Raw genomic sequence first — 26,860 nt, forward strand, 5'->3', positions numbered from 1 at the left:
TTCTTTCAACCTTTTTATAAATAATTATAAACTTTTAAAAAAGACCTTTCTTATATTATAAATTATAACAATTATAATTATAACTACCAAATAATTAAATATTAAACTTAAGTTATACCTGTGCCACAATACTGTGTCCATAATTCTTATATGTTTTCCAATTGGATACCAATCATACACATTTAATGTTAAAGTATCAATATTATTTATATCATCAACAAAACTGCCCTTAACTAAAAAATCTACATACTTAGGTTTACCTAAATTAAATGTAGATAATTCTTTATATGGAGTATTTCCAATGGCATTAACTTCTGAATAATTTATATCATTTAAATTATTTACACTTGCATATGCTTTTATATAAGAAGAACCTTTTATAACTAATGGTTCCTCTTTATTTATATTGTATTGAACTATTAAATTAACTCCATTTCCATCAAAACATGTATAATCTGCTGCTTTCTTGTATGGTAAATATGGTATGCCAAATAAAATTATTAATAAAACTATATTTATTATAATTTTTTTCACTGTAACACTCCTTTGTTTAGTAGTCATTTGTATAATTATATAAAGTAGCATTAAAATTTATTAATCTTTATAAATTCTATTTACATCTATATCTTATTTAATATTAATCAAAACATTTAAAAACTAATATTAATAATTTAAATATTATCTTTTTTCATAACTAATATTTTATTTATTAATGATATTTTCAAGAAGGCATATGCAAAAATTGCTCCAACTATACAGCTTAATGAAAATGGTATTACATATAAAAATAATGATGCTTCTTTTCCAAGCAATAAAGATGCTATTGGATATGCAAGCATAGCACCTATGATTCCTGTCCCTATAAATTCTCCTATAACTGCAGAAAACATATTTTTAAACCATTTATAAAATAAACCTGCAAATAATGCACCAATCATACTTCCTGGAAAAGCTAACAAACTTCCAGTTCCTAATATATTCCTAATAAATGATGAAGAAAATGCATTTAAAATTGCAAACCAAGGACCTAAAGTTATTCCTGAAATAACATTTACAAAATGTTGAATTGGAGATATTTTTGCTCCAAACATAGGTATTGAAAATGTTCCAAAAAGTACAGATATTCCAATAAGCAATCCACTTAATAATAATTTGTAAGTTAAGTTTTTTTCTTTATTCATTATAAAATCCCTCCAAAATAAAAATTGAGTATAACCTTAAGGTTATACTCAATTTATTAAATATATTTATATTCATAAATAAGCACTCCCTACGTTGGTACTAACCATATCAGGTAATAAGGGTTTAGAAATTTTTAATTTCAATCTCAGCAAAACTTATGGCTCCCCTAGCTTTAAATTTATCTTTTTCTTACATCTTGTAATTCTCTTTTTAATAATTCTACTTCACAAACAAGATTATTTATATCAGACTTTAGTTTTTTTATTTCTTCTTCATATTTTATATTCTTATTAGTTGTAGTAGATTCTGTTGTGTTTATTGAACTTGTAGTTCCATCATTTGCATTATCTGGAGTTGGGTTTTGTTCACAAAAAGGATTTCCTACATTTTTATATTTTCTATTATAATATCTTCCTGGTCCATTTTGAAAATATTGTTGTTGTGCACTATATGTTAAAATAACTTGTCCTATTAACTCAAACCAGTTTCCTATAGAGTTTTGAATATTAAATGGCATATTTCCTGACATTACTTGACCAATTATATCTCCAATAAGCACAAACATTTGTGGATGTAAATCTTGAAATCCTCCTGGAACATCACTACACTGTTCATTTGGATCTGAACTTGCACTATTGTTAGAAGTTCCACTATTATTACAGTTTGAATTATTTTTATTATTAAAATTATTTTCAAATAATGATGAAAATTCATTTATAAATTCATTAAAATCATTCATTTCGTATAATCCAATTTAAATCCCTTAAATAGTACTTTCAGTTATTATAGTATTCTAAATAACCATTCTTATTACTATATATTTATTCTTCTCCAAAAACTTTTTTTCTAAGTTCAATTCCTGTCTTTGTTATTGCAACTCCCCCCATTGCAGTTTCTCTTAATGATGGTGGTAATTGTCTTCCTACTTTATACATAGCTGAAACTGTATCATCAAATGGAATTTTTGATTCTACTCCAGCCATAACTAAATCTGCTGTACAAAGTGCACTAACAGCTCCTGCTGCATTTCTTTTAGCGCAAGGAATTTCAACAAGACCTGCAACTGGGTCACACACAAGTCCTAATATATTTTTAAGAACTATTGCAGCAGCATCTAAACTTTGCTTTGTGCTTCCTCCCATCATATATACAGTAGCTGCTGATGCCATTGCAGCTGCTGAACCACATTCTGCTTGACAACCTCCTTCTGCTCCTGATACTGTTGCATTCATTGCTATAATAGTTCCTATAGCTGCTGATGCAAAAAGCCCCATAATAAGTTCATCTTCTGTTTTATTTAACTTACCACCAGCTGCCAATATAACTGCTGGAAGTATTCCACATGAACCAGCTGTAGGACAAGCAACTATTCTTCCCATTGATGCATTAACCTCTGATGATGATAATGCCATTGCCATTGCAAGTACTGTTGTTGTACCAGTTAATGTTTTATTTGATTTTAAATATTCATGTATTTTATATCCATCTCCTCCAATAAGTCCACTTACTGAATAAACTTCCTTTTCCATTCCTTCTGTAGCAGAATCAATCATAACTTTTATAGTTTTTCTCATTCTTTCTATAACAGTTTCTCTTGAATCGCCTGACTTTTCCATCTCCATCTCAATAGCATATTCTGCTAAAGAAATATTTCGTTCCTCACATATTTGTAAAAGTTCTTCTCCACTTCTTGCTTGCATTATTCTTCACCTTCCTTAACAGGATTTATCATTATTACTCTGCTTATATGTTCTATATTCTTTATTTTATTTATTGTTTCATCATCAATTCCATGATCTAATTCAAAAACCATATTTGCTCCTTGTCCCTTTTGCTTTCTAAACACACTCATAAATGCAATATTTATTCCTTTATCATAAAGAAGTGTAGTTACTTTAGATACAACTCCTGGGACATCTTTTTGAGCTATTATAAGTGTTGGATAATCTCCAGTAAATTCAACTTTATTTCCATTTACTTCACTTATTTTTATTCCACCACCACCAATTGATGAACCAATAACTTCTCTTCTTTCTCCTGATTTAGTTATCATATCAAATTTAACTGTATTTGGATGCACATCTCCTAAATCAACTTCTTCAAAAGAAAAATCTAATCCCTTTTCTCTTGCAATATTTAAAGAATCTCTAAGTCTTTTGTCACTTGGTTCCATTCCAAGTATTCCTGCAACTAATGCTCTATCAGTTCCATGTCCTTTATATGTTTTGGCAAATGATCCATGAAGATAAAATATTACCTTTATAACTTCGTCTCCTGCTACCGCTCTTGCAACTTTTCCAAGTCTTGCAGCACCTGCTGTATGAGAACTTGAAGGACCAATCATTATTGGACCTAAAATATCAAAAACACCTACATTGTTCATATTTATCACCTTATCCTATGAATAAATTTTATAAACTAAAATATTTTTTATTATTTAATGAAATACTATTATTTAGTTATAGTTTAATCCATTATTATAACTTTTATCAATACTATTAAATACAGTCATTAAATTTTATTTTAAAAGCTGTTAATTTATTGTTCATACAATGATGTTATATTTAACTTACTGTTAATGCAATTTAAAATTAAGGGGTGAATTCTTATGGATTTATTTGTAATTATAGAATTAGCTTTTATAATTATCTATTCATTTGCTATTTTAAAGAATTATTTTAAAAGAAATGCACTAAAAAAAGAAGGACCTTTTGTAGTCCTTAAAAATTATAATTTATCATCAATTATATATATAATTATACTTGCTGTAATAGCTTGTATTTATATGATGTGTGTTGATCAAAGTTCAATGATTGAGAAGGTATTATCATTTATAATAATATTACTTTTAATATTAAATATATTTATAAATTCTAAATTATTACTTACACATGGTTCACTTTATTATATGTATTACAATGTTCCTTATAAATCAATAAACTTAGTTAAATATAAGGAAAAATCAAAAGAAAGTTACTTAATTAAATTAGAGTTTGAAAAAACAGTTTTTAATTTTTCTATGAAAAAAGCATCTTTTGACGATTTTTATGAAGTATTAAAATATAAAAAAGTAAAAGTAGAAAAAGCATAACAGATTTAAAGGAGATTATATAAAAATATATAATCTCCTTTTTATTTAACTATTTTTTTAATTTTAATCCACTATTTTTATTATTTCCAGGATTAAATAAACTTTCAAAGAAATTATCAAATCCATCATCTTTTAATTCCACTACTGAATCATCATTTACATAAAATTTACTCATTGTTGATGTTATTAAATCAAATTTCTGTATATTATTTTCTTCTAATAATACATTATAAAGATAAGCTAAATGATTTTGAAGATACTCTTGCATTTCTTTTATTTCCTCATCAGTTAACTTTCCTTCCTCATAAAGTTTTTTTACTGGTCCATTTCTAAATATAAAATATGCTGATGACTTTGATATTGTTTTTATGTAATCTTTAACTTCTTTAGTTTCCATTCCTTACACCTCATTTATTTTTTCTATAATAATTTAACTACATTTGTACTAAATTAACAAGTTTCTCTCTTATCTTCAATTTATTATTTTTTAATATTTATAGCACTACTACCTTTTTTAATTATATTACTATATAAAAATTCTAAAATAAAAAGAGGCTTAAAGCCCCTTTCATTTTAATATTTATAAAAACAACTACCTCCAATAAATTCACGTAGTATTGAATTTTCTGGAACTTTATCTATTGCTACTTCTTTAAAGAAATTTAATAATGATATAAGCCTTTGAGCCTCATTATATACACTACTTTCTTTTGTTATTTTTTTTAGTTCATTTAAAGCATATGGTTTTAAAACTGAAATCTCATAAACAAGTGTTGAATTAAACATATCATCGGCTTCTTCTTGATATATAAAAATATTTTTCTTTTCTCCATTTTTTATTGAAGGCCACATCATTAATGTTTCTTCTCCACCATATCCTCTTGATAAAAAGTCTCTAACTATTCTTCTTATTTTTCTTACATCAGTTGTTGGTATTCTATTATGATTATCTAAATTTAATTGAGTTAAAGCAGAAATATATACTTTATGCTTATATTCATTTCCTATTGATTGAGTTAATACAGGATTCAAAGCATGTATACCTTCCAAAACAAGTATTCCATTTTGAGGTAACTTAACTTTATGTCCACACCACTCTCTCTTTCCTTTTTTAAAGTTATATGTTGGTATTTCTACTTCCTCACCATTTAACAACCTTTCTAAGTGCTCATTTAAAGTTTTAAGATCTACTGAATATATTGATTCAAAATCATAATCTCCATTTTCATCTCTTGGACTATCTTCTCTATTTACAAAATAATCATCTATACTAAGAGGAACTGGCATAAATCCATTTACTCTAAGCTGTATACTAAGTCTATTTGCGAAAGTAGTCTTACCAGAAGATGATGGTCCTGCAATTAATACCATTTTAACCCCGCTTTTATCTGATATTCTATCTGCTATTTCTGCTATCTTTTTTTCATGAAGTGCTTCAGAAACTAATATTAAATCTTTAAGACCATTATACAGTATCTTTTCGTTTAAGCTTCCAACTTCCCCAACCTCTAATATTGATAACCATTTTTCTGTTTCATAAAATATATTAGATAGTCTTTTTTGTTCCTTATATGGTGGTAAACTATTTAAATTGTCCTCAGTAGGTCTTCTCAATATAAAGCCTGGCTCATAAAACATTAAATCCCAAGCTTTTATTACTCCAGTTGAGTATGCCATTTCTCCATAAAAATAGTCATATCTTCCTTCTAATTCATATAAATTTACATTTTCAAAATCTACACTTTCTAAAAGTTTAACTTTATCATCCATCTTATAATTTTTAAATATATCTATTGCTTTTTTTCTTGATACCTTTATTTTATTTATAGGTATATCCTTTTCTATAATATTCTTCATATTTTCTTTTATTTTTATAATGTCATCGTAACATAAAGCTTTTTCTTTATGAATTTCTCCAAAAATGCCTTTGCTTATTGAATGCTCTATTGTTATTTTTGAATCTTTAAATAAATCTAATGCTGCTTTTATAAAAATAAATTGTAATGTTCTTGTGTACACATTCATTCCTTCTACAGTATTAAAATAAACTTTTTCTAATGTTCCACTAGAAGGTATTTCCTTCATTAGTTCATAATACTCACCATTAAATTTACATAATGCTATATCTTTTTCTTCATCTTTATAATATTTATCTATAAAATCTTTAAACCTCAATCCCTCATCTACTGATACAGAACTTTTATCTTCTAATGTTATATATAATTTTGTCATATATACTCCTCCTGTAGCTATACCTAGTTTTAATATAATTATATTACTTTTTATTCCCTGATAAAACTTATTATATTTATATTTTGAATAAAACACTTAAATTTACAAATATTATTTATGAGGTGTTATTTATGTTTAATATTTTTTTTAGAACAACTATTTTATATATAATAGTTGTAATAACAATGAGACTTATGGGAAAGCGTCAAATTGGCGAACTTCAGCCTTATGAGTTTGTAATAACTATAATGATTTCAGATTTAGCTTCTATACCTATGCAAGATGCTAGGCTTCCTCTCATATTAGGTATAGTACCGATAATAACTTTATTGCTTTTAAAGGGACTATTATCCCAAATACAATTAAAATGTCAATTTGCAAGAAGATTAATAGAGGGTGAACCTGCTATACTTATTTATAAAAGCAAAATAATGTATTCTGCTCTTAAAAGTCAACAAATTAATATAGATGAACTTATGGAGGAAATTCGTTTACTTGGTTATTTTGATTTGGAAGAAATACAATATGCAATATTAGAAACAAATGGTCACATATCAATATTGCCTAATACCGTTAGTGGTACTTCTAATTCCCAAACTTCTCAAACTCAAAATCAATCTAAAGGTAATAAGGAAAATAGTAAATCTAATCAAACAAGTCCTAAACTTCCTAAAATATTAATCTCAGATGGTAAGATTAATAAAAATCCTTTAACTAAGGTCAATAAGGATGATGAATGGATAAAAAAAGAATTAAAAAAATATGGACTACACGATATTAAGAAAATTTTAATTGCGCTTTATGATACAGAAGGAAACTTTAAATATCAATTGTTTGATAAATACACAAAAGGAGGGAATTAAATGAAAAATATAATAGTATCTTTAATATTATTTTTAACAGTTACTACTTTCATTGTTTTCTCTGACTCAAAAATTCAAACACTTTGTTCAGATATAATTTCTAGAAGTAATAAATTAGAACAAACAATAGATAACAATGATTTTGAAACTGCTTATAATTATAGTGTAGAATTACTCGATTTATTAAAATCAAATGCTTTTATCTACACAATATACCTTAATCATCTAGATATAGATTCTATAATTGATGAATCAGTTAAACTTACTGTTCTTGTAAAATCAAAAGACCTTAGTAATTCTCTCGTGAGTCTTCATTTGATTAAATATAATGCTGAAAGATTAATGAAATTACAAAATATAACTATAGAAAATATATTGTAAAAAAATCTTCTACCAATTTAATTGGTAGAAGACTTTTTTTATTCTTGAGTAAATGATGAACATTGTGTAGTATTTCCATAAGTTGATACACTTGAAGATATATCAACATAATTTGATACACATCTTTGATTTTCATTATGTATGCAATTAGATACATTACAACTAATTGCCATATTAGGATTTGGTGATTGTTCAATTGAGCTAGTCATTTCATTGCCTTTTTCATCAAAGCTCTCACATGCTGTATGTGCAGCAATATTTGCATGAACTCCACCAACTTTTATTGATTGATTACAACAAAAGTTTTCTTTATTATGAGCACATTCATTAACTCCACATCTTAATGTAGCCATTATAAAACCACTCCTTTGTTTTATTTACTACATTATTATTTGCAAGTAAGATAATTTTAATCCCTATTTAATAAAAATTATATTTTCTAAATTTTATTTTAATTATTTAAATATAATAATAAACTTTCTTATTTTTCTATATAATTTTTAACCCTTTTTATTACCATATTTATACTTCCATCACCATTTCTTACTATTTCAAACTTATCTTGATCATTATAAACTTCTTCATCTATATAAAGATCTATTTCTTTATCAATTTTAAGCCTTACCCTTTTTAACTTTTTCTCAACCCAAGTTTTATCTACTTCTACATTTTCAATTCCTTGCGATTTAACAAAACTTGAAAATTCATTTTTCATTGTACTTTCATTGTTAAATAATTCATCCGAAAGATTATCAATATTTATAATTTCTTCCTCTTTAAGTTTATTTTTTACTGTTGATCTAACTCTTTCTGCTCTATCTGCATCTTCTTGAAATTTTTCTCTTGTCCAAGTTTCTGTAGCTTTTAAAAATGTTTTTGTCATATCTCTTTCATTAGTTATTATAGAGCATCCTAAAAAATTATTTATAAAATAATTTGCGCCATATTCATCTTCGTTTTTACTTTTCTTTTGCTTATCAAGCACCATAAGATTATATTTGTCATCTTCCCTTATAGGCTTTATAAAAGCTGCCTTTTGAATCTTTTGAGAACTTCCTGGAAGTCCTGCTGCTTGAGGTACTATTCCAATTCCTATTTTATTATCTATAAAATCTACTTTATGTGTAAAATTCTTTATATAATCCATTTTTAATATTGCAATCATAGGTCCCTTATCTGTTACTACAGATGCTATAATTAAATCACAAGAAGGTATATTAGTATTTCCATTCATTATTGCAAACATCTGTCTTGCAAGTTCTTTTGAAAGGCTTATTAAATCATTATCTATACCATTTAAAAAATCTTGTGTTACTTCTTTTACAATACTTCTTCCTTCATTAAATTTAGCATACTTTAATTCCTCATCTTTAAAACACTTTTCTATATGTTTAAATATAAATTTATATATATCTTCATTTAAATCCAATGAATATTCATTTAATATAGGTTCTCCCCCATTACTATCTAAAATATGTATAACAGCTTCATTTATATTAATATCATTTATATACTCCATAAAATAAAAATCCTCCAACCAAAATTTCAATAACATTTTATATTTTAACATAAAAATTTTGAAATTTATTCTTTTAAATTAGCTCTTATAAAAGTCAAAAAAATAAATATTCTATATTTTTATAGAAATTTTTGTAAATTTTGTTATAATGTAAATATATTTATTAAATAAGGGGTATTTTATGGGAAAGTTTTCTAAAGAGTTTAATCCGTCAAGAATCAAATTAAAAAAAATATTATTAAGTTTAATTGGTGTGTTTGCATTACTACTTATAGTATTTCATACAACTCCCGAACTATCTATTAGATCTAAATTATTTTTAACTGGCTATCCTATTGAAGCTATTAAATATAATTTTGAAATTAATGAATTTCAAACTAATTTAGATGCTGAAATTTTAGAAAAAGAAAATTCAAAAATTTATAAGATTACAAACTTTAAACCTAATGATAAAAGTGATTTTTTTAATTTTAAAGTTAAAAAATCGGGAATTCTTTACTTTTCCTCTACTTATGGTGAAGCATAAATTTTAAAAATTTTATTAACACTTTTAGGAGGGACTAACTAATTAATATGAAAAAAACAACTATAATAACATATATATTTATTGTTATTGCTTTTGTAATTGTGTTGTTTGTAAAATATGATTCTAATAAATTTAATTCAATATTTTTTACTAATAATAATTCAAATTACTATTTTACACTTTCAACATCAAACGGAAATACTAATGATATAAATGAAAAAAACTATTTAATTCTTACAACTTATAATAAAAATAATAATAACAAAAAGGAAATTTTTAATTTAAAAGACTTAAATAAAGATAATAATAAATCTATTTATATTACAACTGCTAAAAGTAATAATAACTTTATTTTTATACATGACTTAATATCTGAAGAAATCATATCTATCAATATAAATAACAAAAAAACTCAATTACTATTAAGTGGAGTAGAAAATTCTAATAATCTTTTTACTATAAAAGATTTTGAAGTAACTGATAATAAACTTATATATTCAGGTATTAACAAAGAAGGTTCTTTTATAAATATACTTGACTTAAATACTAATAAATCAACTAATATTTTTAAATCTAATATTCGTGCTGAAATACCTGTTACTATTGATTTAAATAAAGCCGCATTTCTTTTTGAAAACAAAATTTATTTATATTCTATAGATAATAATAAAATATTAAATAAAACAGCTCCTTTATATAAAGATAATTTATTACTTTATAAAAATACAATATACACAATAAAAAATACTGATGAAAATCTTAAAACTTTTGTATCTTTACCATTAGATTTTAATAATAATTTATCCATAGAAAAACCTATTTTAAAATACGTAAATAAAACATCTGATATTTATAGGTCTAATGATAATATAGTGATTGAAAATTACTTTTTCAATACAAAATCACAAAAATTATATACAACAATTTTAAATAATAAATCACAACCTTATAATACAACTATAATTGGTGATTATATTATTTCTAAAAAAGGTAAATTTAAAAAATTAGAATATGACAAAAATTACAAAGAATATAATTTAGACTTTGATATTAATTATGCTCCAAATACTTTAGATATTGATGAAGATAGAACAATAAAAGTTTCTTATGATGGTGCTGTTGTTTTACTAAAAAAAGGAACTAATGAAATAATAGATAGTTTTAATGGATTTATGCCTGAAACCCCATCTTTATTACTTAGAGACTTTTACTACAAAGATAATCATCTATATGGTATAGTTGAGCAAAAAAATTCACCACCACAAATTATATCTTTAAATATTAAAACTGGAAACTTAAGAGTTATTAAGCAAATACTTAAAAATATGGATAATATACTTCAATTTTACATCTTCAATGATACTATTGGTTACTTAAGTTATTCTGATAATAATTATATAGCTAGTATTTATAATAATTCAGAACATAAATATTATAATTATAAGTTAAATTGCTCTGATACTATAAATGAAATGTTATTTAACGATAAATATATAGTTTACCAAAGTTATAATAATTTAAGTATTATTAATACTTCTACTGGAGAAAGTAAAAATTTTAAACCTGAAGTTAATTATAATCTTTATAATATAACCTCTGATTCTATTATAATGAAATCAAATAATAAATTTATTATTATGGACTTTAATTTTAATAAAATAAAAACATTTTCAAATAGTAATAAATTAAATAATCATTTAAACAAAAATAAGGACTAAATAGTCCTTATTTTTTAAATACTTTCTGCAATATTAGCTGCATGATCTCCTATTCTTTCTAAATTACTTATAACATCTAAGAATATTACACTTGCATATGCAGTTGTTTTACCATTATTAAGTCTTCTAATATGACTAATTCTAAGTTCTTTTTCCATAGCATCAATTGCATCTTCTAATTTATCTATTTTACAAACCTTTTTAACGTCTTTTTCGCCGTAAGTCCTTATTGCCATTTCCATTGATTCTAATGTAGTATTAAACATAACTTTTAAATCATGTTTATCTTCATCATTGTAAGTAACTTTTTCATATATTTTTTCTCTTGCTAAGTCTGCTATATTTTTAGCATGATCTCCAATTCTTTCTATATCATTTATTACATTAAATGCTGATGTAACTTCATTAGATAAATCATCTGATAATTCTTGTTGAGAAATTTTAACTAAATAATCAGCAATTTCTCTCTCTAATGTATTTATTAATACTTCATTTTTAATAACTTGATCTATGTATGATTCATTGTCTTCAGAAAAAGCTTTCATGGCAAGTTCAAAGTTTTCCATAGCTTTATTAGCCATTCTTATAGTTTCTTTTTCTGCTTGAACTGCAGCAATAACTGGAGTTTCAAGTAACTTTTCATCTAAATATAATGCTCCATTTCTTTCTATCTCTCCGTCACCTGGTAATATTTTATTTGCAATAAATACTAATACATTTGCAAATGGTAATAAAACAAGAGTAACTATAATATTGAATATTGTATGAGCATTAGCTATTTGTCTTGTTATATCAGTTCCACTTATAGCCTGAACTGTTTCTATTAATATTCCTATAAAAGGTAAGAAAATTAATGTACCTATACTATTAAATAAAAGATGTATTATAGCTGCCTTTTTAGCAGTTCTATTAGCACCAACAGATGAAAGTAGAGCTGTTACACATGTCCCTATATTACATCCTAAAATTATTGGTATAGCAACATAAAGATCTATTGCTCCAGTTGTTGCAAGTGCTATAAGTATACCAGTTGTTGCTGATGAACTTTGAACTATAGCAGTCATAACAACACCAGTTAATAATCCTAATATTCTATTATTTCCAACTAAAAATACGAATTCTTTAAACATATTTGATTCTGCAATTGGTTTCATAGCATCTGACATTAATCCCATTCCTAAGAATAATAACCCAAATCCTAAAAGTATACTTGCAACATCTCTATGCTTTTTACTTTTTGCTATAAATGTTATAAATACACCTATACCAATTACTAATGGTGCTATGCTTTCTAAATCAAGTGAAACCATTTGAGCTGTTATTGTTGTCCCAACATTAGCTCCCATTATTACACCAGTTGCTTGAATTAAATTCATTATACCTGCATTTACAAAACTAACTACCATAACAGTTGTTGCACTAGAACTTTGAATTATGGCAGTAACTAATGCTCCTATTAGAACACCTATAAACCTATTACTAGTGACTTTTTCAACTATTCCCTTTAGTCTATCCCCTGCAGCGTTTTCAAGACCATCTCCCATTAATTTCATTCCAAAAAGAAATAAACCTAATCCACCTATAAGTCCTGAGAATATTCCTAATATCTCCAAAATAAATTCCTCCAAATCTTTGTTTTTATAAAAATTTGTTTTATACAAATCAATTCTATCTATTATTTAAAATAAAGTTAATACTCATTACTATTTATTTATCATTTATTCACAAATATCAATGTTTTCTAACCTAGTTTTAACATAACTTAAATAAATTATTATATTTAATATAATTTAATATGTATCTGATATAATATTATAAATAAATAAATTTAGGAGGAATCTTTTATGGCAAAAGAATTAGAAACTAGAATTATAAATATAAATGTAGACCATATGAGAAGTAAACTTAAAGATTTAAATGCTAAACTTGTAAAGTCTGAGGATCAAATTAATGATATTTATGATTTTGAAGATGGAAGATTACTTAAAAATAAAGGTTATGCAAGAATTAGAACTATAAATGACAAACTAAATAATAAAGAAATTATATTTATGACAACAAAAAAAATGTTATCTCAAGGAAAATTTAAAGAAATGGAAGAAAATGAAGTTATAGTTGATAATAAAATTATGGCAGAAGGAATATTTAAAGCCCTTGGTCTTAAACTTCATCAATCTATAAAAAAATATAGAGAAAGTTATAAGCTTTTAGATGGATTAGTTGAAATAGACATAAATGATAAAGATTTTTGTCCATTTCCTTACATAGAAATAGAGACATCATCAGAAGAATCTCTAGATAATATGCTTAAACTACTTGGATATTCAATGAAAGATACTACTTCAAAAACTATATATGAATTAATTGATGAGTATAATAAAAATAAATAAAAAATGGCTGGGCAAAGTCTATCACTAAGTCCAGCCATAATTTCTTATACTTAATATATTATATTCATACAATTATAAATTTGCTAAATCCTTTGAAGGACCAAACATTTCATAATGTATAGAATCATCTTTGACTCCCATTCCTTTTAATGTATCATATATGTGCTTCATAAATCCTAGCGGTCCACAAAAATAAAAATCTCCATCTTTAGGTAAGTTTTCTTCTATCCATTCCTTTGTTATAAATCCAACTTCATCATAATCTTCACCTAATATATCAGAATCTAATGGTGTTTGATAAAATACACCTGTTTTCATATTTTTATTATTTTTCTTTAATTCTTTAATTTCACCCTTAAATGTATGAGCAGTTGAATTTAAAACAGCTTGTACAAATGTTACATCTCTCTTATCCTCCAAAGATTTATATAACATTGACATCATTGGTGTAACTCCAATACCACCACTTAATAAAACTACTGGTCTATTATCTTCTTTTAGGATGAAATCGCCAAGTGGTTCAGTTATGAATATTGTATCTCCAATATTTACTTTGTCATGCATATATCTTGATACTAATCCATGTTCTTCTCTTTTTATGCTTATTCTATAAAAATTTGAACCAGGCTTCATTGACAAACTATATTGTCTTATTTCTTCTTTATCTTTTCCCTCTTTAATAGGGCTTATTGATATAAATTGACCTGGCATATTTTTCTTTAACTCACCTTTATCAACCGGTCTCATATAAAACGAAGTAACTACATCATTTTCTTTTACTTTATTAAATATTTCAACCTCTCTCATATTGTTAATCATAATAAATTCTCCTCCTTAAGTTATAACCTTTATCCATTAAATATATTATATACCATTTTTAATTATTATTAAATAATAATTATTAAATAACATTAAAGAAATTTTATTTATTCTTTTTAAGTAAGTATTTTTCAATATTTTTATCTATACTTGCTATTAATATCATAAATAATAATGATATTGTTAATGTATTTTCTATAACAGATTTTTGGTCTAATATAAGAATAATTATAAGACCTGACCATAACAAAAATTTTATTATTTTTAATTTTTTAAGCTTATCCATATTATCCCCTAAATAACACTTAATTTATCTGATTTTTTATTTAGTTTTTTTATTATAATTGAATAAGACATAAGGGCAATTAAAATCATATTAAGTGAGAATCCGTAGATATTCATATTCATTATTTCTTTTGTTGGTGAATTTATTGAAGTCATAAGCCATCCCATAGCCATTACTATAGTTATTATTATGTTTATTAATAAATACTTTGAAAATACTAAGGGTATAATAGCTATAATAGCAAGTACTATTACAATTTTAAAGAAATATAAAAACTCACTAATAGGAATAGAGATTCCCTCTATTGAAAATGTAAAAGTTGTTAACCAAAGCATAGTTGAAAAATAACTATAAATTAAAAACAAAATATTAGAAATAATTATTAATGTAAATTTCCCAATCTTCTTATAATCAATACCCATTTACTCCCCCTCCTTATAAAACATAATAACAAATTTCGCTCTATATTAATACATATTTTTATATTTTTTCTATATAATTACATGAAATAAAATAGAGAAACTTAAAGTTTCTCTATTTTACTCTACCTTATAAGTTCCCAATCAATTTCTTCTTTCTTTAAATTTCTTTTTCTATTTGTATGTTCCTTAACTACTTCTCTTTTCTTTTCCTTTTCTTCACCCTTTGCTTTAATCATAAAAACCTCCTATTTAAATTTATTTATTTTACATTTAAATACTATATATTTTATAAATTTAATTTACTTAAATTTAGTTTTACCTAGTAACAAAAAAATATTTAATAAAAATCTATTATATTTTGAAGCAAAAAAATAGAGAGAATAAACTCTCTCTACTTTAACAATTAAATTATTTTTCCTTCAAACTCTGCAATTCTTTTAATTTTTTTCATAAGATTATCAAAGTTTTCAGGTTTTATTGATTGTTGTCCATCACTTAAAGCATTTTTTGGATCATTATGTACTTCTATCATAAGCCCATCAGCTCCCGCCATTATAGCCGCCTTTGCAAGAGGTTCTACTAAATACCAGTATCCTGCTGCATGACTTGGATCAACTATTACTGGTAAATGACTTAATCTTTTTATAACTGGTATAGCGCTTAAATCTAATGTATTTCTTGTTGCTGTTTCAAAGGTTCTAATTCCTCTTTCGCAAAGAATTACATTTTCATTTCCACCTGCCATTATATATTCTGCTGACATAAGCCATTCCTCTATTGTTGCTGATAATCCTCTCTTTAAAAGTACTGGTGTTCTTGTTTTACCAACTTGCTTTAAAAGATCAAAGTTTTGCATATTTCTAGCACCAATTTGAATTACATCTACATTTTCAACAAATTCATCTAAGTAATCAGTTGACATAAGTTCTGTAACTATTGGTAAACCAGTTACTTCTTTAGCCTTTTTTAAAAGTTTAAGTCCATCAAGTTCTAAACCTTGAAAACTATATGGGGAAGTTCTTGGTTTAAATGCTCCACCTCTTAAAAAATTTGCTCCTGAATTTTTAACACTTTTTGCAATTTCAATAATTTGTTCTTCACTTTCTACAGAACAAGGCCCAGCCATAATTCCAAGATTTCCTCCACCTATTTTATTACCTAAAACATCTACTATTGTATCATCTGGTTTAAATATTCTATTTGCTTTTTTAAAAGGTTCTTCAATTTTAATTACTTTATCTACACCATCAAATCTTAATAATTTCTTTTCATCTAATATTGCAGTTTCCCCCATTGCTCCAACTATAGTATAATTATCTCCTATTGATAAATATGTACTAAGACCTAATTTTTCTACACATTCTCTAACTTTTTTTATATCATCATCTGTTGCATTTTTATTCATTGCAATAATCATATGTACTTCCCTCCAAAACTTATTATAAGCTATAATTAACCCCTAAATTCTGTTATTTATCACATATATAATAAACATTTATTTAATTTTTCCCTTTAAACTACGTTTTATTGAATTAATAACATCTCTTATAAATCCTTCATTTAAAATTTCAATATCACAAGAGTTTTTATATTTGTGAAATCTTTCATTATATAATTTATAAAGTTTTTCTTTTCCATCTTTTAATAATGGTCTTTTCGATATATCAATATCTCCAATTATTTTTTCATTTGGTCTATTTATAAATATAATAATTCCTGACTTTAGTATATCAATATTAATATCTTTTTTTATTACGCCACCACCTGATGCTATAATACATCTTTTCTTCTTTATAAGTTCCGTGCAAGCTTTAGTTTCAGCTTCTCTAAATCTTTCTTCTGAATGACTAAATAATTCTTTAATAGATTTACCTTCCATTTTTTCAATATAATCGTCCATGTCATAAAAGTTATACGAAAGCTCTTTCGCTAAAATTTTACCTATTGTAGTTTTGCCACAGCCTGGCATTCCAATAAGAATTATTTTATCTTTCTTTTCCATAACTTCGCCTCAATTCAAAAGTTTTAAAAGTTTATTATATATCTCTAATGCAATTTGTTTATCAATACTTTTCTCTTGCCATATTTCTTCTGCTTTTATAGCTTGTAATACAAGCATCATAAGTCCATCACAAGTTACTTTGCCTTTTTCCATACCAATTTTTAAAAACTTTGTTTTAAGTGGATTATATATTAGATCAATTAATACATCAAATTTTTCAATTACCTCAAAAGAAACAGGAGAATTATGAATATTTGGATACATCCCAACAGGAGTTGTATTTATAAGTGCATATCCTTCTATATCATTTATTTCATCATAAGTTAAAACTTTTATATTTTTAATATCCTTGTATAGTTGGTTTTTATTTCTGCTTACTATAATTATTTCTTTAGCACCATTATCTAATAAATAGATAACTACTGCCTTGCTAGCACCACCAGTTCCTAAAACCATAACTTTTTTATCAAAAACATTAATGCCTTTATATTCTAACATATATTTAAATCCATAATAATCAGTATTATAACCTAAAAGTTTATTATTTTTATTAAATATTGTATTAACTGCACCAATTTTTTTAGCTTCTTCTGAAACAAAGTCTAAATCTTTAATAACTGTTTCTTTATATGGTATTGTTACATTAACTCCTTTAATATCTAATTTCTTTAATGTTTCTTTTATATTTTTTATTTCATCTTTTGGTATTTCAATTAAATTATACTCTCCTTCAATATTAAGCTTATTAAATATAAATTTATGAATTTCAGGAGAAAATGAATGAGAAAGTTTTTCCCCAATTAATCCATAACTTTCTCTATTTAACTTTCTTTTTTGGAGTGATTTAGATATTTCCATCATTTCAATAAAGAATTTCTTCAATTCTTCTTTATAATCTTTATTTTTTAATCTATGTATATTTTTATTAATTACATCTTCTTCTCTTCCCTTATGAAATATTTCTAAGTTATTTTTCTTTTTATATTCTGCAACTTTAAGGACAACATCCATTCTTTCTTCAAATAATCTTGTAATTTCTTTATCTATATTATCAATCTCTTTTCTGAAATCTTCCAAATCCATCATTGCTATCGTCCTTTCAAAAGTTCTAAAATCCCTATAGCTGCTACACTTTCAATAACAGGTAAGGCTCTTTGTACTATACAAGGGTCATGTCTTCCTTCTATATTTAATTCTTCTTCTGTTTTTTCTTCTATATTTATAGTATGTTGTGGCTTTAATATAGAAGCAGTAGGTTTTATTGCAACTTTAAATACTATTGGCATACCATTTGTTATTCCACCCAATATTCCACCATTATTATTAGTTTTAGTCTTTACTTTATTTTCTTCATAGTAAAATTCATCATTAGCTTTTGAACCCATAAGCTTTGTAATATTAAAACCTTCTCCAAATTCAACACCTTTAACAGCGGGTACTGAAAATAAAAGATGTGCTAAAACTGATTCTACTGAATCAAAAAATGGATCACCTATTCCTGGATTTACATTTATTATTGCACATTCAATAACTCCTCCAACAGAATCTCCTGATCTTTTGGCATTTAATATTTTTTCTCTTATCTTTTCTTCTAATGATTTATTTATTAAAGGTAATTCTTCTTTTGGAAGATTATTTATTAATTCATCACTTATATTTGTATAATCAAAACTATCATCTTCTATATTATAAATACTCTTTATGTGAGATACAATTTTTATTCCTTTTTCTTCTAATATTTGTTTGCATATTGAACCTGCAAAAACAATTGGTGCTGTTATTCTTCCTGAAAAATGGCCTCCACCTCTATAATCATTAAATCCACTATATTTAACAAAACCTGTATAATCTGCATGACCAGGTCTCATTAAATTTTTAAGCTTACTATAATCTTTAGATCTTTTATCACTATTTTTTATTATTCCACAAAGAGGTGTACCTGTAGTTTTTTCATTAAATATTCCACTTAATATTTCTACTTTGTCTCCTTCTTTTCTAGCAGTTGATAAGTTATTTCTTCCTGGAGCTCTTCTTTCCATTTCAAAATTAATTTTATCTAAATCTATATTAAAACCAGAAGGAAGTCCATCTATAGTTATACCAATAGCATTTCCATGAGATTCTCCAAATATAGATAACTTTATATTATTTCCAAAAACTCCGCTCATTCAACTTTTCCTCCTAGCCTTTTAAAATCTTCAAAAAATCTTGGATAAGACTTTGATACACATTCAAAATCCTTAAGTATTATACTTTCTTTACATCTAGTTGCAGCAATGGAAAGCATCATAGCAATTCTATGGTCTTTATGACTCCAAACCTCAACATTTCCATTAAAGTTTTCTATTCCATATATAATTAATGAATCTTCTTTTTCAACTATTTTAGCTCCAAGCTTTGAAAGTTCTAAATTTATTGCATGAAGTCTATCACACTCTTTTATTCTAAGTCTTCTTGCATTTATTATTTCTGTTTTCCCATTAGATAAGGCTGCTACTACTGATAATATAGGTATAATATCAGGACAACCTGATGCATCAATAATTGTACCAAAAGTTTCATTTGAATAACCAATTATCTTATCTAACTTTATTTCAAATTTAACTCCCATTCTTTCTAATATATCTATAACCTCTTTATCACCTTGGAGAGAATTAATATTTAATCCATCACATAAAACCTTATTTCCTATTGCATCAGCACATAAAAAGAATGCTCCTTGCGAATAATCCCCTTCAACTTTATATTCTCTTCCTTTATATTTTTGATTTCCTTTTATAAAAAACTCTTTATAATTTTTATTTTCTATAATAATTCCAAAATCATTAAGTGCTTTTAATGTTAAATCTATATATCCTTTTGATTCTAAATTTCCTTCTATAATAATTTTTGAATCTCCATTTAATAAAGGTAGTGTAAACATAAGTCCTGTTATAAATTGTGAACTTACATCACCTCTTACATTAAAATCTCCACATTTTAATTTTCCAGAAAACACAAAATCAAGTTCATTTTCTTTATATGTATAATTAATATTATTATTTTCAAATATATTATAATAAATATTCAATGGTCTTTTTCCTAAATTTCCTCTGCCTATAAATCTATTAGTTCCATTTACTAATGTAGCAATTGGAATTAAAAATCTTAAAGTTGAACCTGATTCATTACAATCTATTATTCTATCTTCTTTAAAGGATTTATTATTTAAGTTTATTCCTTTTATTCTTAATGAGTTTTGTAAAATTTCTATTTGAGCTCCAAGAGCCCTCATTCCATTTATTGTTGCTATTATATCATCTGATAAATCTATATTTTTAATTAAGCTTTCCTCACTACTTAAAGATGCACAAATTACCGCTCTATGGGCCATACTTTTTGAAGGAGGAATTAAAAGTTCACCGCTTAACTTATTATTTCCAATTTTAATACTAGCCATAAAATAGTTCTCCCTTCTATTTAAAGAAATCTATTGTTGTATTATAAACTTCTGCATTTCCTATCTCTTTCATAATTACAACCTTTAAAACACTTCCCATATTCTTTTTATCTAGTGATATAGTTTCTATTATTTCATCTTTATCACCTAAATCTATATTAAATGGAAGACCATGTCTTACTAATATTTCTTTAACATTTTCAGAATAATTATTTAAAACTAAACCTTTTTTTTCTGAAAGCTTTGTAATTAAATACATACCAATTCCAACAGCCTCTCCATGAGTAAACTCTTTAAATCCATATTTTTTCTCTATTGCATGACCTAAAGTATGACCAAAATTTAAAATCATTCTTTCTCCTAAATCTTTTTCATCTCTTTCTACTATTTCTCTTTTAATATTACAGCAAGTATAAATTATATGTTCTATATTCTCCATAACTTCTTCTCTGCTATTTAAACTATTTAAAAGTTTATACAGCTCAAAATCTTTTATGAATCCATACTTTATAACTTCTCCCATTCCATCTTTAAAAAACTTTTCTTCTAATGTATTTAAAACACATGGATCAATTAAAACAAGTTTTGGTTGACAAAAACTTCCAACTAAGTTTTTTCCTCTTTCTAAATCAACTCCAACCTTTCCTCCAACACTACTATCAACTTGTGAAAGTAAACTTGTTGGAATTTGTACAAAAGGTATACCCCTTAAAAATGTTGATGCAATAAATCCACCAAGATCTCCAACAACACCTCCACCTAAAGTTATTATTAAATCTTTTCTAGTTAACCTAAAGTCTAATAATTTATTATATATAGGTAAAAGAGAGTGGAATGACTTACTTTCTTCTCCTGGAATAATTACATATTTTGATGTTTCAAACCCAGCTTCTTCTAATGACTTTTCTACTATATCACCATAATATTTATCTACATTTTTATCAGTTAAAATAAACACTTTATTACAATTAAATAATTCTTTTATTTTGTTTCCTACATTTTTTATTAATCCTTTTTCTATTTCTATGTTATAAGAGTTATCTCCTAAATTAACTAAAAGTTTTTTCATAAAGCACCTCTTTTAATTTTCATGAATTTTTTAATAAATAGCCTAATTTTATTTATTAATCATAGTAAATTACTATTAATTCTTATAATAGTTTACCATAAACATAATATTTTATGGACTATTACATCTTATAAAATAAAAAAGAGCCCTTAAGCTCATTTTTATTTTATAAGATACTAACTAATTATGTTGTTTAATTTATAATAAAAATAATATCAAAAAATTTTTAAAATAACTATTTTAAAGTATCGGAGCCAGTAATCTTACTATAGATTCCATAATTCTTCTACCTCTTGACCTATTTACAAATTTCTCAAGTTTTATTTCTGTAGAATCTTTTAAATCCATCATAAAGTCATTTTCACATTCTTTTGCTTTATTTTCATCAAAAATAAATGCATTAACTTCAAAATTAAGATAAAAACTTCTCATATCCATATTTGCAGTTCCTATACTAGAAACAGCTGTATCTACAACTAAAGTTTTTGAATGAATAAAACCCTTTTGATAATAATAAACCCTTGCCCCTGCTTTTAAAAGCTCACCTATATAAGAATCAGCTGCCCATTTCATAAACATATGGTCTGGTTTCCCTGGTATTAAAATTCTAACATCTACTCCAGATAATGCTGATAATCTTATAGATTCAAACATTGGCTCATCTGGAACAAAATAAGGTGATGTTATATATACACTTTCTTTTGCATTATTTATCATCTTTATATATGCATTTTTAATATATTCTTCATTATGGTCTGGACCGCTTGTTACTATTTGAACTCCCACATCTCCACCTGTATATTCATGCTTTGGCATAAATGTACTAAAATCTTCTATATTTTCTTCTGATGCATAACACCAATCTAATAAAAATCTTTCATTTAAATCATTAACTGCTTTTCCTTTTATTCTTACGTGAGTGTCTCTCCAGTATCCAATTTTTTTGTCACGGCTTACATATTCATCTCCAACATTAAAACCACCTACATATCCATACTCTCCATCAATTACAACAATTTTTCTGTGATTTCTATAATTTATACGTGTATTAATATGTGGAAGAATTCCCGGAAAAAATATAGCAAATTTTCCTCCAAGCTCTAAAAATATTTTTAATTTTCTTTTAGTTATAGTGTAAGATCCCATACTATCTACTAATAGCCTTACTTCTACACCATGAGCTAACCTTTCTTCTAGAGCTTTTATTATTTTTGCACCTAATAAATCTTTTCTAAATATATAATATTGAATATGAATATATTTTTTGGCATTCTTTATATCTTCTAATAATTTTTCAAATTTTACTTCACCGTCTATAAATATATCTACTTCATTTCCAATAGTATATCTTGCACCATTGTTATTGTAGTTCATTCTTCTTAAATCTAAAAATCTTTTTCCACCATCATGTCCGCTTTCATCATTTAATATTTCATTTAATTGCTTTTTCTTATTTACATCCTTTACTATCTTTTCTCTAAATAATTTTTGCCTACTAAAATTTTGTCCTAATAGTATGTAAATTACAAATCCTAAACCAGGTAATAATATAAATATTAAAAGCCAAGCCCATGTTGTTGTTGGATCTTTTCTTTCTATAAAAATTAAAGAAAAAGCTAAAATAATATTTAATGTTATTAATGAAATTGCTACTACCACAAATATACTCATATATTTACACCTCCTATTTAATTTTTCTTTATTTTTAGTATATTATATTATCTTTAAAATTTGTATTCAATTATTACACTTTTCATTTTATTAATATAAAATTAATTATAATTATACTGTTTAATTTAAATTATATTAAAATAAGGTATAAGAATAAATCTTATACCTTATCTAATAATTATATTATTTTTACTATATTTATACGTGTTAAGAAATAATTTAAAGGAAGTTTACTTCCATTTACTAATTTCAGAAAAGCTTTATTATCACAATCGCAAACATTGATTATTGCACTACTTGATATATTAATAAGCATACCTTTTTTAATTATTTCACTAGCTGCTATACCAACTGACTTTCCATTTAAAATTAATCTTACCTCAGCAATTGAGCAAACTTCTCCTGAAACAGATGTTGAAAAGTTCACTAAATAACTTCCATTCTCTAAGCATATATTGCTTGCTCCTTCAACATGTTGTATTGATGTTCCTGATATAATTATATTTTCAAAAAGCTTTATTTCATCGTGCCCTTGAACTAATTGACACTTATCACTAGAAATATATGCATATTCATCAGTTACTGGAGTTCCTGGATCTCCTTTTGGACCTCTTGGTCCTTCTTTACCTTCTGGTCCCTGTGGTCCTCTTAATCCTATTGGGCCTTTTTCTCCTTCTGGACCTCTTTCTCCTTGAGCTCCTTTTGCTCCCTCTGGTCCCCTTGGTCCTTCTGGTCCCTGTGGTCCTACTGGGCCTTGCTCTCCTTGATCTCCCTTTGGCCCTTCTGGTCCCCTTGGTCCTTCTGGCCCTATTGGTCCCCTTGGTCCTTCCTTACCTTCTGGGCCCTGCTCTCCTCTAGGTCCCATAACTCCTATTGGACCTACTGGTCCTTCTTCTCCTCTATCTCCTTTATCTCCTTTTAATCCTTGTGGTCCTCTTGGTCCTATTGGTCCCATTGGTCCTTCTTCTCCTCTATCTCCCTTAGCTCCTTTTGGCCCCTCTGGTCCCCTTGGTCCTTCCTTACCTTCTGGGCCTTCTGGTCCTTCCGGGCCTATTGGTCCTTCTTCTCCTCTTGGTCCTGCTAATCCCATTGGTCCTATTGGCCCTATGTCTCCTTTTTCTCCTTTTAATCCCTGTGGTCCTCTTGGTCCTTCTGGGCCAACTGGGCCAACTGGGCCAACATCTCCTTTTGGTCCTTCTGGGCCAATTTTACCTCTTGGTCCTTCTGATCCTTTTGCTCCTTCTGGACCTTGCTCTCCTTGATCTCCCTTTGGTCCTCTTTCACCTTGAATACCTTGTGGTCCTCTTGGTCCTTCTGGACCTCTTAATCCCTGTTCTCCTGGATCTCCTTTTTCTCCTTTTTCTCCTCTTAGTCCTCTTGCTCCTACTGGTCCTTGAATTCCCTGTGGTCCTTCTGGCCCTTCTGGGCCTTGTTCCCCTTTTTCTCCTTTAGGCCCTTGTATTCCTTCTGGCCCTCTAGCTCCTTGCTCTCCTTTATCACCTTTATCTCCTTTTGGTCCCATTGGTCCTACTGGTCCTCTTGGACCCCTTTCACCTTTTAATCCTTGAATACCTTGAGGTCCTTCTGGCCCCTCTTCTCCTTGTTCTCCTTGTGGCCCCTCTGGTCCTTCTATTCCTTGAGGTCCTTGTGGCCCTTCTATACCCATTGGTCCTTCTGGTCCTTCTGGTCCTCTTGGCCCCTCTGGTCCTATTTTTCCAATAGGTCCTTGAATCCCCTGAGGTCCCTCAGGTCCTTCCTCTCCTTTTTCTCCTTCTGGTCCTTGCTCTCCCATTGGACCTTCTGGTCCTCTTAATCCTTCTGGTCCTTGTTCTCCTCTTGGACCTTCTGGTCCCCTTGGTCCCTCACTACCATCTGGACCTATCGGACCTTCTTCTCCCCTTGGTCCTTCTGGTCCTTCTGGTCCCTCTTTACCAACTGGCCCTTCTGGTCCTTCTGGGCCTTCTTCTCCTTGTTCTCCTTTTTCTCCTTTAGGTCCTTCTGGTCCTCTTGGCCCCTCTGGTCCAATTAATCCAATTTCACCAGTATATCCTCTTGGACCTTGTGCACCTTCCGGTCCTTCTTTACCAACGGGCCCTATTGGTCCTTCTTCTCCCCTTGGACCTTCTGGTCCTCTTGGACCCTCTGATCCCATTTCGCCTTTTGGTCCTCTTGGCCCTTCTTCTCCTCTCGGACCTTCTGGTCCTCTTGGTCCTTCTATACCATCACAACAACAATTTTCCTTATATAAAATACTTAAAATAGGTCCATTAATACCCCTAGATGAATCAAGTATAACCTCACCATTATAATTATCTGATGATTTTATCGTTATACTTATATTTTCTAGGTCAAGTTCAGAAAATTCTTCAAAAAGTTCAGTTATATCTATACTTATATAATTTCCTTGTGACTTTCCTGATATGAATAAATTTTTCTTAAATAAATTGCCCTTAGGAGCTGTATCATAATCGACACATTCAAAATCATAATCTTCTAAATTATATAATATATCAATATACATTCCATTACAGCTAATCTTTCTTACAAAAAGTTTAAGCTCTACTTTACATATATCTGAACAAGGTATATTTTCTTCAATATTAAACTTTATAAGTGAATTAATTAAATTTTCATCACACTCAAAGTTTTCTCTTTTCAATACTACTAATACATTTTCATTTGAAAAATTTTTATTAGGATAACTTGATGAAACAAAAGTATCATCAAATATCTTTATATTTTGGACTTTCAAAAAACCACCGCCTTTAAGTAATCATTACATTATATTCCTATTAAATTACTTTGTTATTAAAAATAACTATTTTTAAAAATCCAATTATACTTTCTAAAAATGAAGACTTTATCCTGTAGTATTCATAATCATTTTAATTATAAAACATATAAAATTTAAAACATTAAATGATATATTGTTAAACAATTACATTATTAAAATATTTTAATATAAAGAAAAAAAGCCTTTAGTAAAACTAAAGACTTTTTCGACAATAATTTAAAGTGTTATATATTAATTATGAGAAATATCTATCTAATACTCCTTTGAATGCTTGACCATGTCTTGCTTCATCTTTACACATTTCGTGTACTGTGTCATGGATTGCATCTAAGTTTAATTGTTTAGCTAAAGTTGCTAATTCTTTCTTTCCTTCACATGCTCCAAATTCTGCATCTACTCTTGCTTGTAAGTTTTTCTTTGTATCTGCTTCTAATACTTCACCTAAAAGCTCAGCGA

General features: G+C 26.8%; 28 protein-coding genes and 1 riboswitch. Of the genes, 6 read left to right on the forward strand and 22 right to left on the reverse strand.

Features of this window, described 5'->3' with window-relative positions:
- Positions 1–24: 24 nt before the first annotated feature.
- The 5 genes from AC4FQ1_RS08690 to sdaAB form a co-directional block, all read right to left on the reverse strand.
- Positions 25–534 (reverse strand): hypothetical protein, encoded by a 510-nt coding sequence (locus AC4FQ1_RS08690; RefSeq protein WP_491169480.1) that lies wholly within the window; start codon positions 532–534, stop codon positions 25–27.
- A 137-nt stretch (positions 535–671) separates the two neighbouring features.
- Positions 672–1,181: an energy coupling factor transporter S component ThiW gene (gene thiW / locus AC4FQ1_RS08695; RefSeq protein ID WP_491169481.1), complete on the reverse strand. Its 510-nt coding sequence runs from the start codon at positions 1,179–1,181 to the stop codon at positions 672–674.
- Positions 1,182–1,249: 68 nt separating this feature from the next.
- A riboswitch (TPP riboswitch) is annotated at positions 1,250–1,360 on the reverse strand.
- Entirely contained in the window at positions 1,361–1,921 is a 561-nt protein-coding gene (locus AC4FQ1_RS08700) for a hypothetical protein (protein ID WP_303129209.1), read from the reverse strand.
- 82 nt (positions 1,922–2,003) lie between these two features.
- A complete protein-coding gene (gene sdaAA, locus AC4FQ1_RS08705; protein ID WP_303129211.1) occupies positions 2,004–2,882 on the reverse strand; it encodes an L-serine ammonia-lyase, iron-sulfur-dependent, subunit alpha in 879 nt (292 codons plus the stop codon).
- Complete coding sequence (gene sdaAB, locus AC4FQ1_RS08710) at positions 2,882–3,565, reverse strand: L-serine ammonia-lyase, iron-sulfur-dependent subunit beta (protein ID WP_303129213.1); 684 nt, start codon at positions 3,563–3,565, stop codon at positions 2,882–2,884. Before sdaAB ends, sdaAA begins: the two co-directional genes overlap by 1 nt.
- Before the next feature lie 225 nt (positions 3,566–3,790).
- Here sdaAB and AC4FQ1_RS08715 point away from each other — a divergent pair, with 225 nt between their 5' ends.
- Entirely contained in the window at positions 3,791–4,273 is a 483-nt protein-coding gene (locus AC4FQ1_RS08715) for a hypothetical protein (protein WP_303129214.1), read from the forward strand.
- A gap of 49 nt (positions 4,274–4,322) precedes the next feature.
- Here AC4FQ1_RS08715 and AC4FQ1_RS08720 read toward each other — a convergent pair whose 3' ends face one another.
- Together AC4FQ1_RS08720 and AC4FQ1_RS08725 are read right to left on the reverse strand one after the other, a co-directional pair.
- Complete coding sequence (locus tag AC4FQ1_RS08720) at positions 4,323–4,670, reverse strand: hypothetical protein (protein ID WP_303129216.1); 348 nt, start codon at positions 4,668–4,670, stop codon at positions 4,323–4,325.
- A gap of 176 nt (positions 4,671–4,846) precedes the next feature.
- Positions 4,847–6,505: a nucleoside kinase gene (locus AC4FQ1_RS08725; protein WP_491169482.1), complete on the reverse strand. Its 1,659-nt coding sequence runs from the start codon at positions 6,503–6,505 to the stop codon at positions 4,847–4,849.
- Positions 6,506–6,636: 131 nt separating this feature from the next.
- On the opposite strand from AC4FQ1_RS08725, the gene AC4FQ1_RS08730 reads away from it, so the two are divergent.
- Positions 6,637–7,368, forward strand: coding sequence for a DUF421 domain-containing protein (locus AC4FQ1_RS08730; RefSeq protein WP_303129220.1), 732 nt, complete (start codon positions 6,637–6,639; stop codon positions 7,366–7,368).
- Positions 7,369–7,749: a DUF4363 family protein gene (locus AC4FQ1_RS08735; RefSeq protein WP_491169483.1), complete on the forward strand. Its 381-nt coding sequence runs from the start codon at positions 7,369–7,371 to the stop codon at positions 7,747–7,749. It abuts the gene before it with no gap.
- Positions 7,750–7,787: 38 nt separating this feature from the next.
- On the opposite strand, the gene AC4FQ1_RS08740 is transcribed toward AC4FQ1_RS08735, so the two are convergent.
- Together AC4FQ1_RS08740 and AC4FQ1_RS08745 are read right to left on the reverse strand one after the other, a co-directional pair.
- Entirely contained in the window at positions 7,788–8,102 is a 315-nt protein-coding gene (locus AC4FQ1_RS08740) for a DUF1540 domain-containing protein (protein WP_491169484.1), read from the reverse strand.
- Between the two features lie 128 nt (positions 8,103–8,230).
- Entirely contained in the window at positions 8,231–9,268 is a 1,038-nt protein-coding gene (locus AC4FQ1_RS08745; RefSeq protein ID WP_303129225.1) for a nucleoid-associated protein, read from the reverse strand.
- A gap of 181 nt (positions 9,269–9,449) precedes the next feature.
- On the opposite strand from AC4FQ1_RS08745, the gene AC4FQ1_RS08750 reads away from it, so the two are divergent.
- Both AC4FQ1_RS08750 and AC4FQ1_RS08755 read left to right on the forward strand, forming a co-directional pair.
- Positions 9,450–9,794, forward strand: a complete 345-nt coding sequence (locus tag AC4FQ1_RS08750; RefSeq protein WP_303129227.1) for a YjcN family protein — start codon at positions 9,450–9,452, stop codon at positions 9,792–9,794.
- A 47-nt stretch (positions 9,795–9,841) separates the two neighbouring features.
- Entirely contained in the window at positions 9,842–11,512 is a 1,671-nt protein-coding gene (locus AC4FQ1_RS08755) for a hypothetical protein (protein WP_491169485.1), read from the forward strand.
- 14 nt (positions 11,513–11,526) lie between these two features.
- Here AC4FQ1_RS08755 and AC4FQ1_RS08760 read toward each other — a convergent pair whose 3' ends face one another.
- Complete coding sequence (locus tag AC4FQ1_RS08760) at positions 11,527–13,125, reverse strand: Na/Pi cotransporter family protein (RefSeq protein WP_303129230.1); 1,599 nt, start codon at positions 13,123–13,125, stop codon at positions 11,527–11,529.
- Positions 13,126–13,356: 231 nt separating this feature from the next.
- On the opposite strand from AC4FQ1_RS08760, the gene AC4FQ1_RS08765 reads away from it, so the two are divergent.
- Complete coding sequence (locus AC4FQ1_RS08765) at positions 13,357–13,902, forward strand: class IV adenylate cyclase (RefSeq protein ID WP_303129232.1); 546 nt, start codon at positions 13,357–13,359, stop codon at positions 13,900–13,902.
- 72 nt (positions 13,903–13,974) lie between these two features.
- Here the strand turns inward: AC4FQ1_RS08765 and AC4FQ1_RS08770 are convergent, their stop codons facing one another.
- The 12 genes from AC4FQ1_RS08770 to AC4FQ1_RS08825 form a co-directional block, all read right to left on the reverse strand.
- Entirely contained in the window at positions 13,975–14,721 is a 747-nt protein-coding gene (locus AC4FQ1_RS08770) for an FAD-binding oxidoreductase (RefSeq protein ID WP_303129234.1), read from the reverse strand.
- Positions 14,722–14,824: 103 nt separating this feature from the next.
- The gene (locus AC4FQ1_RS08775) at positions 14,825–15,007 is read right to left on the reverse strand and encodes a hypothetical protein (protein ID WP_303129235.1); all 183 of its coding nucleotides are present in this window, start codon (positions 15,005–15,007) and stop codon (positions 14,825–14,827) included.
- A gap of 8 nt (positions 15,008–15,015) precedes the next feature.
- Complete coding sequence (locus tag AC4FQ1_RS08780; RefSeq protein ID WP_491169486.1) at positions 15,016–15,429, reverse strand: hypothetical protein; 414 nt, start codon at positions 15,427–15,429, stop codon at positions 15,016–15,018.
- A 403-nt stretch (positions 15,430–15,832) separates the two neighbouring features.
- Positions 15,833–16,846 (reverse strand): 3-deoxy-7-phosphoheptulonate synthase, encoded by a 1,014-nt coding sequence (gene aroF, locus AC4FQ1_RS08785; protein WP_303129238.1) that lies wholly within the window; start codon positions 16,844–16,846, stop codon positions 15,833–15,835.
- A 78-nt stretch (positions 16,847–16,924) separates the two neighbouring features.
- Complete coding sequence (locus AC4FQ1_RS08790; protein WP_491169487.1) at positions 16,925–17,431, reverse strand: shikimate kinase; 507 nt, start codon at positions 17,429–17,431, stop codon at positions 16,925–16,927.
- A 9-nt stretch (positions 17,432–17,440) separates the two neighbouring features.
- On the reverse strand, positions 17,441–18,517 hold the full coding sequence (gene aroE / locus AC4FQ1_RS08795) for a shikimate dehydrogenase (protein ID WP_491169488.1): 1,077 nt from the start codon (positions 18,515–18,517) through the stop codon (positions 17,441–17,443).
- 2 nt (positions 18,518–18,519) lie between these two features.
- On the reverse strand, positions 18,520–19,599 hold the full coding sequence (aroC, locus tag AC4FQ1_RS08800; RefSeq protein WP_491169489.1) for a chorismate synthase: 1,080 nt from the start codon (positions 19,597–19,599) through the stop codon (positions 18,520–18,522).
- The gene (gene aroA, locus AC4FQ1_RS08805; RefSeq protein WP_491149128.1) at positions 19,596–20,870 is read right to left on the reverse strand and encodes a 3-phosphoshikimate 1-carboxyvinyltransferase; all 1,275 of its coding nucleotides are present in this window, start codon (positions 20,868–20,870) and stop codon (positions 19,596–19,598) included. The genes aroC and aroA overlap by 4 nt, the downstream gene beginning before the upstream one ends.
- A 16-nt stretch (positions 20,871–20,886) precedes the next feature.
- On the reverse strand, positions 20,887–21,939 hold the full coding sequence (gene aroB, locus AC4FQ1_RS08810; RefSeq protein WP_491169490.1) for a 3-dehydroquinate synthase: 1,053 nt from the start codon (positions 21,937–21,939) through the stop codon (positions 20,887–20,889).
- A 240-nt stretch (positions 21,940–22,179) separates the two neighbouring features.
- Entirely contained in the window at positions 22,180–23,610 is a 1,431-nt protein-coding gene (cls, locus tag AC4FQ1_RS08815) for a cardiolipin synthase (protein ID WP_303129246.1), read from the reverse strand.
- A 178-nt stretch (positions 23,611–23,788) separates the two neighbouring features.
- Positions 23,789–26,362 (reverse strand): DNRLRE domain-containing protein, encoded by a 2,574-nt coding sequence (locus tag AC4FQ1_RS08820; RefSeq protein WP_491169491.1) that lies wholly within the window; start codon positions 26,360–26,362, stop codon positions 23,789–23,791.
- A 277-nt stretch (positions 26,363–26,639) separates the two neighbouring features.
- Positions 26,640–26,860, reverse strand: a 221-nt coding sequence (locus AC4FQ1_RS08825) for a ferritin family protein (RefSeq protein ID WP_491169492.1), incomplete at its 5' end; no start/stop codon positions are given.

It is taken from the genome of Clostridium sp. TJA020 (assembly GCF_058310295.1).

Excerpts from the sequence above, each read along its gene's own strand:
- thiW (WP_491169481.1), bottom strand. The coding sequence starts at position 1,181 with ATGAATAAAGAAAAAAACTTAACTTACAAATTATTATTAAGTGGATTG.
- AC4FQ1_RS08700 (WP_303129209.1), bottom strand. The coding sequence starts at position 1,921 with ATGAATGATTTTAATGAATTTATAAATGAATTTTCATCATTATTTGAA.
- sdaAA (WP_303129211.1), bottom strand. The coding sequence starts at position 2,882 with ATGCAAGCAAGAAGTGGAGAAGAACTTTTACAAATATGTGAGGAACGA.
- sdaAB (WP_303129213.1), bottom strand. The coding sequence starts at position 3,565 with ATGAACAATGTAGGTGTTTTTGATATTTTAGGTCCAATAATGATTGGT.
- AC4FQ1_RS08715 (WP_303129214.1), top strand. The coding sequence starts at position 3,791 with ATGGATTTATTTGTAATTATAGAATTAGCTTTTATAATTATCTATTCA.
- AC4FQ1_RS08720 (WP_303129216.1), bottom strand. The coding sequence starts at position 4,670 with ATGGAAACTAAAGAAGTTAAAGATTACATAAAAACAATATCAAAGTCA.
- AC4FQ1_RS08725 (WP_491169482.1), bottom strand. The coding sequence starts at position 6,505 with ATGACAAAATTATATATAACATTAGAAGATAAAAGTTCTGTATCAGTA.
- AC4FQ1_RS08730 (WP_303129220.1), top strand. The coding sequence starts at position 6,637 with ATGTTTAATATTTTTTTTAGAACAACTATTTTATATATAATAGTTGTA.
- AC4FQ1_RS08735 (WP_491169483.1), top strand. The coding sequence starts at position 7,369 with ATGAAAAATATAATAGTATCTTTAATATTATTTTTAACAGTTACTACT.
- AC4FQ1_RS08740 (WP_491169484.1), bottom strand. The coding sequence starts at position 8,102 with ATGGCTACATTAAGATGTGGAGTTAATGAATGTGCTCATAATAAAGAA.
- AC4FQ1_RS08745 (WP_303129225.1), bottom strand. The coding sequence starts at position 9,268 with ATGGAGTATATAAATGATATTAATATAAATGAAGCTGTTATACATATT.
- AC4FQ1_RS08750 (WP_303129227.1), top strand. The coding sequence starts at position 9,450 with ATGGGAAAGTTTTCTAAAGAGTTTAATCCGTCAAGAATCAAATTAAAA.
- AC4FQ1_RS08755 (WP_491169485.1), top strand. The coding sequence starts at position 9,842 with ATGAAAAAAACAACTATAATAACATATATATTTATTGTTATTGCTTTT.
- AC4FQ1_RS08765 (WP_303129232.1), top strand. The coding sequence starts at position 13,357 with ATGGCAAAAGAATTAGAAACTAGAATTATAAATATAAATGTAGACCAT.
- AC4FQ1_RS08770 (WP_303129234.1), bottom strand. The coding sequence starts at position 14,721 with ATGATTAACAATATGAGAGAGGTTGAAATATTTAATAAAGTAAAAGAA.
- AC4FQ1_RS08775 (WP_303129235.1), bottom strand. The coding sequence starts at position 15,007 with ATGGATAAGCTTAAAAAATTAAAAATAATAAAATTTTTGTTATGGTCA.
- AC4FQ1_RS08780 (WP_491169486.1), bottom strand. The coding sequence starts at position 15,429 with ATGGGTATTGATTATAAGAAGATTGGGAAATTTACATTAATAATTATT.
- aroF (WP_303129238.1), bottom strand. The coding sequence starts at position 16,846 with ATGATTATTGCAATGAATAAAAATGCAACAGATGATGATATAAAAAAA.
- AC4FQ1_RS08790 (WP_491169487.1), bottom strand. The coding sequence starts at position 17,431 with ATGGAAAAGAAAGATAAAATAATTCTTATTGGAATGCCAGGCTGTGGC.
- aroE (WP_491169488.1), bottom strand. The coding sequence starts at position 18,517 with ATGATGGATTTGGAAGATTTCAGAAAAGAGATTGATAATATAGATAAA.
- aroC (WP_491169489.1), bottom strand. The coding sequence starts at position 19,599 with ATGAGCGGAGTTTTTGGAAATAATATAAAGTTATCTATATTTGGAGAA.
- aroA (WP_491149128.1), bottom strand. The coding sequence starts at position 20,870 with ATGGCTAGTATTAAAATTGGAAATAATAAGTTAAGCGGTGAACTTTTA.
- aroB (WP_491169490.1), bottom strand. The coding sequence starts at position 21,939 with ATGAAAAAACTTTTAGTTAATTTAGGAGATAACTCTTATAACATAGAA.
- cls (WP_303129246.1), bottom strand. The coding sequence starts at position 23,610 with ATGAGTATATTTGTGGTAGTAGCAATTTCATTAATAACATTAAATATT.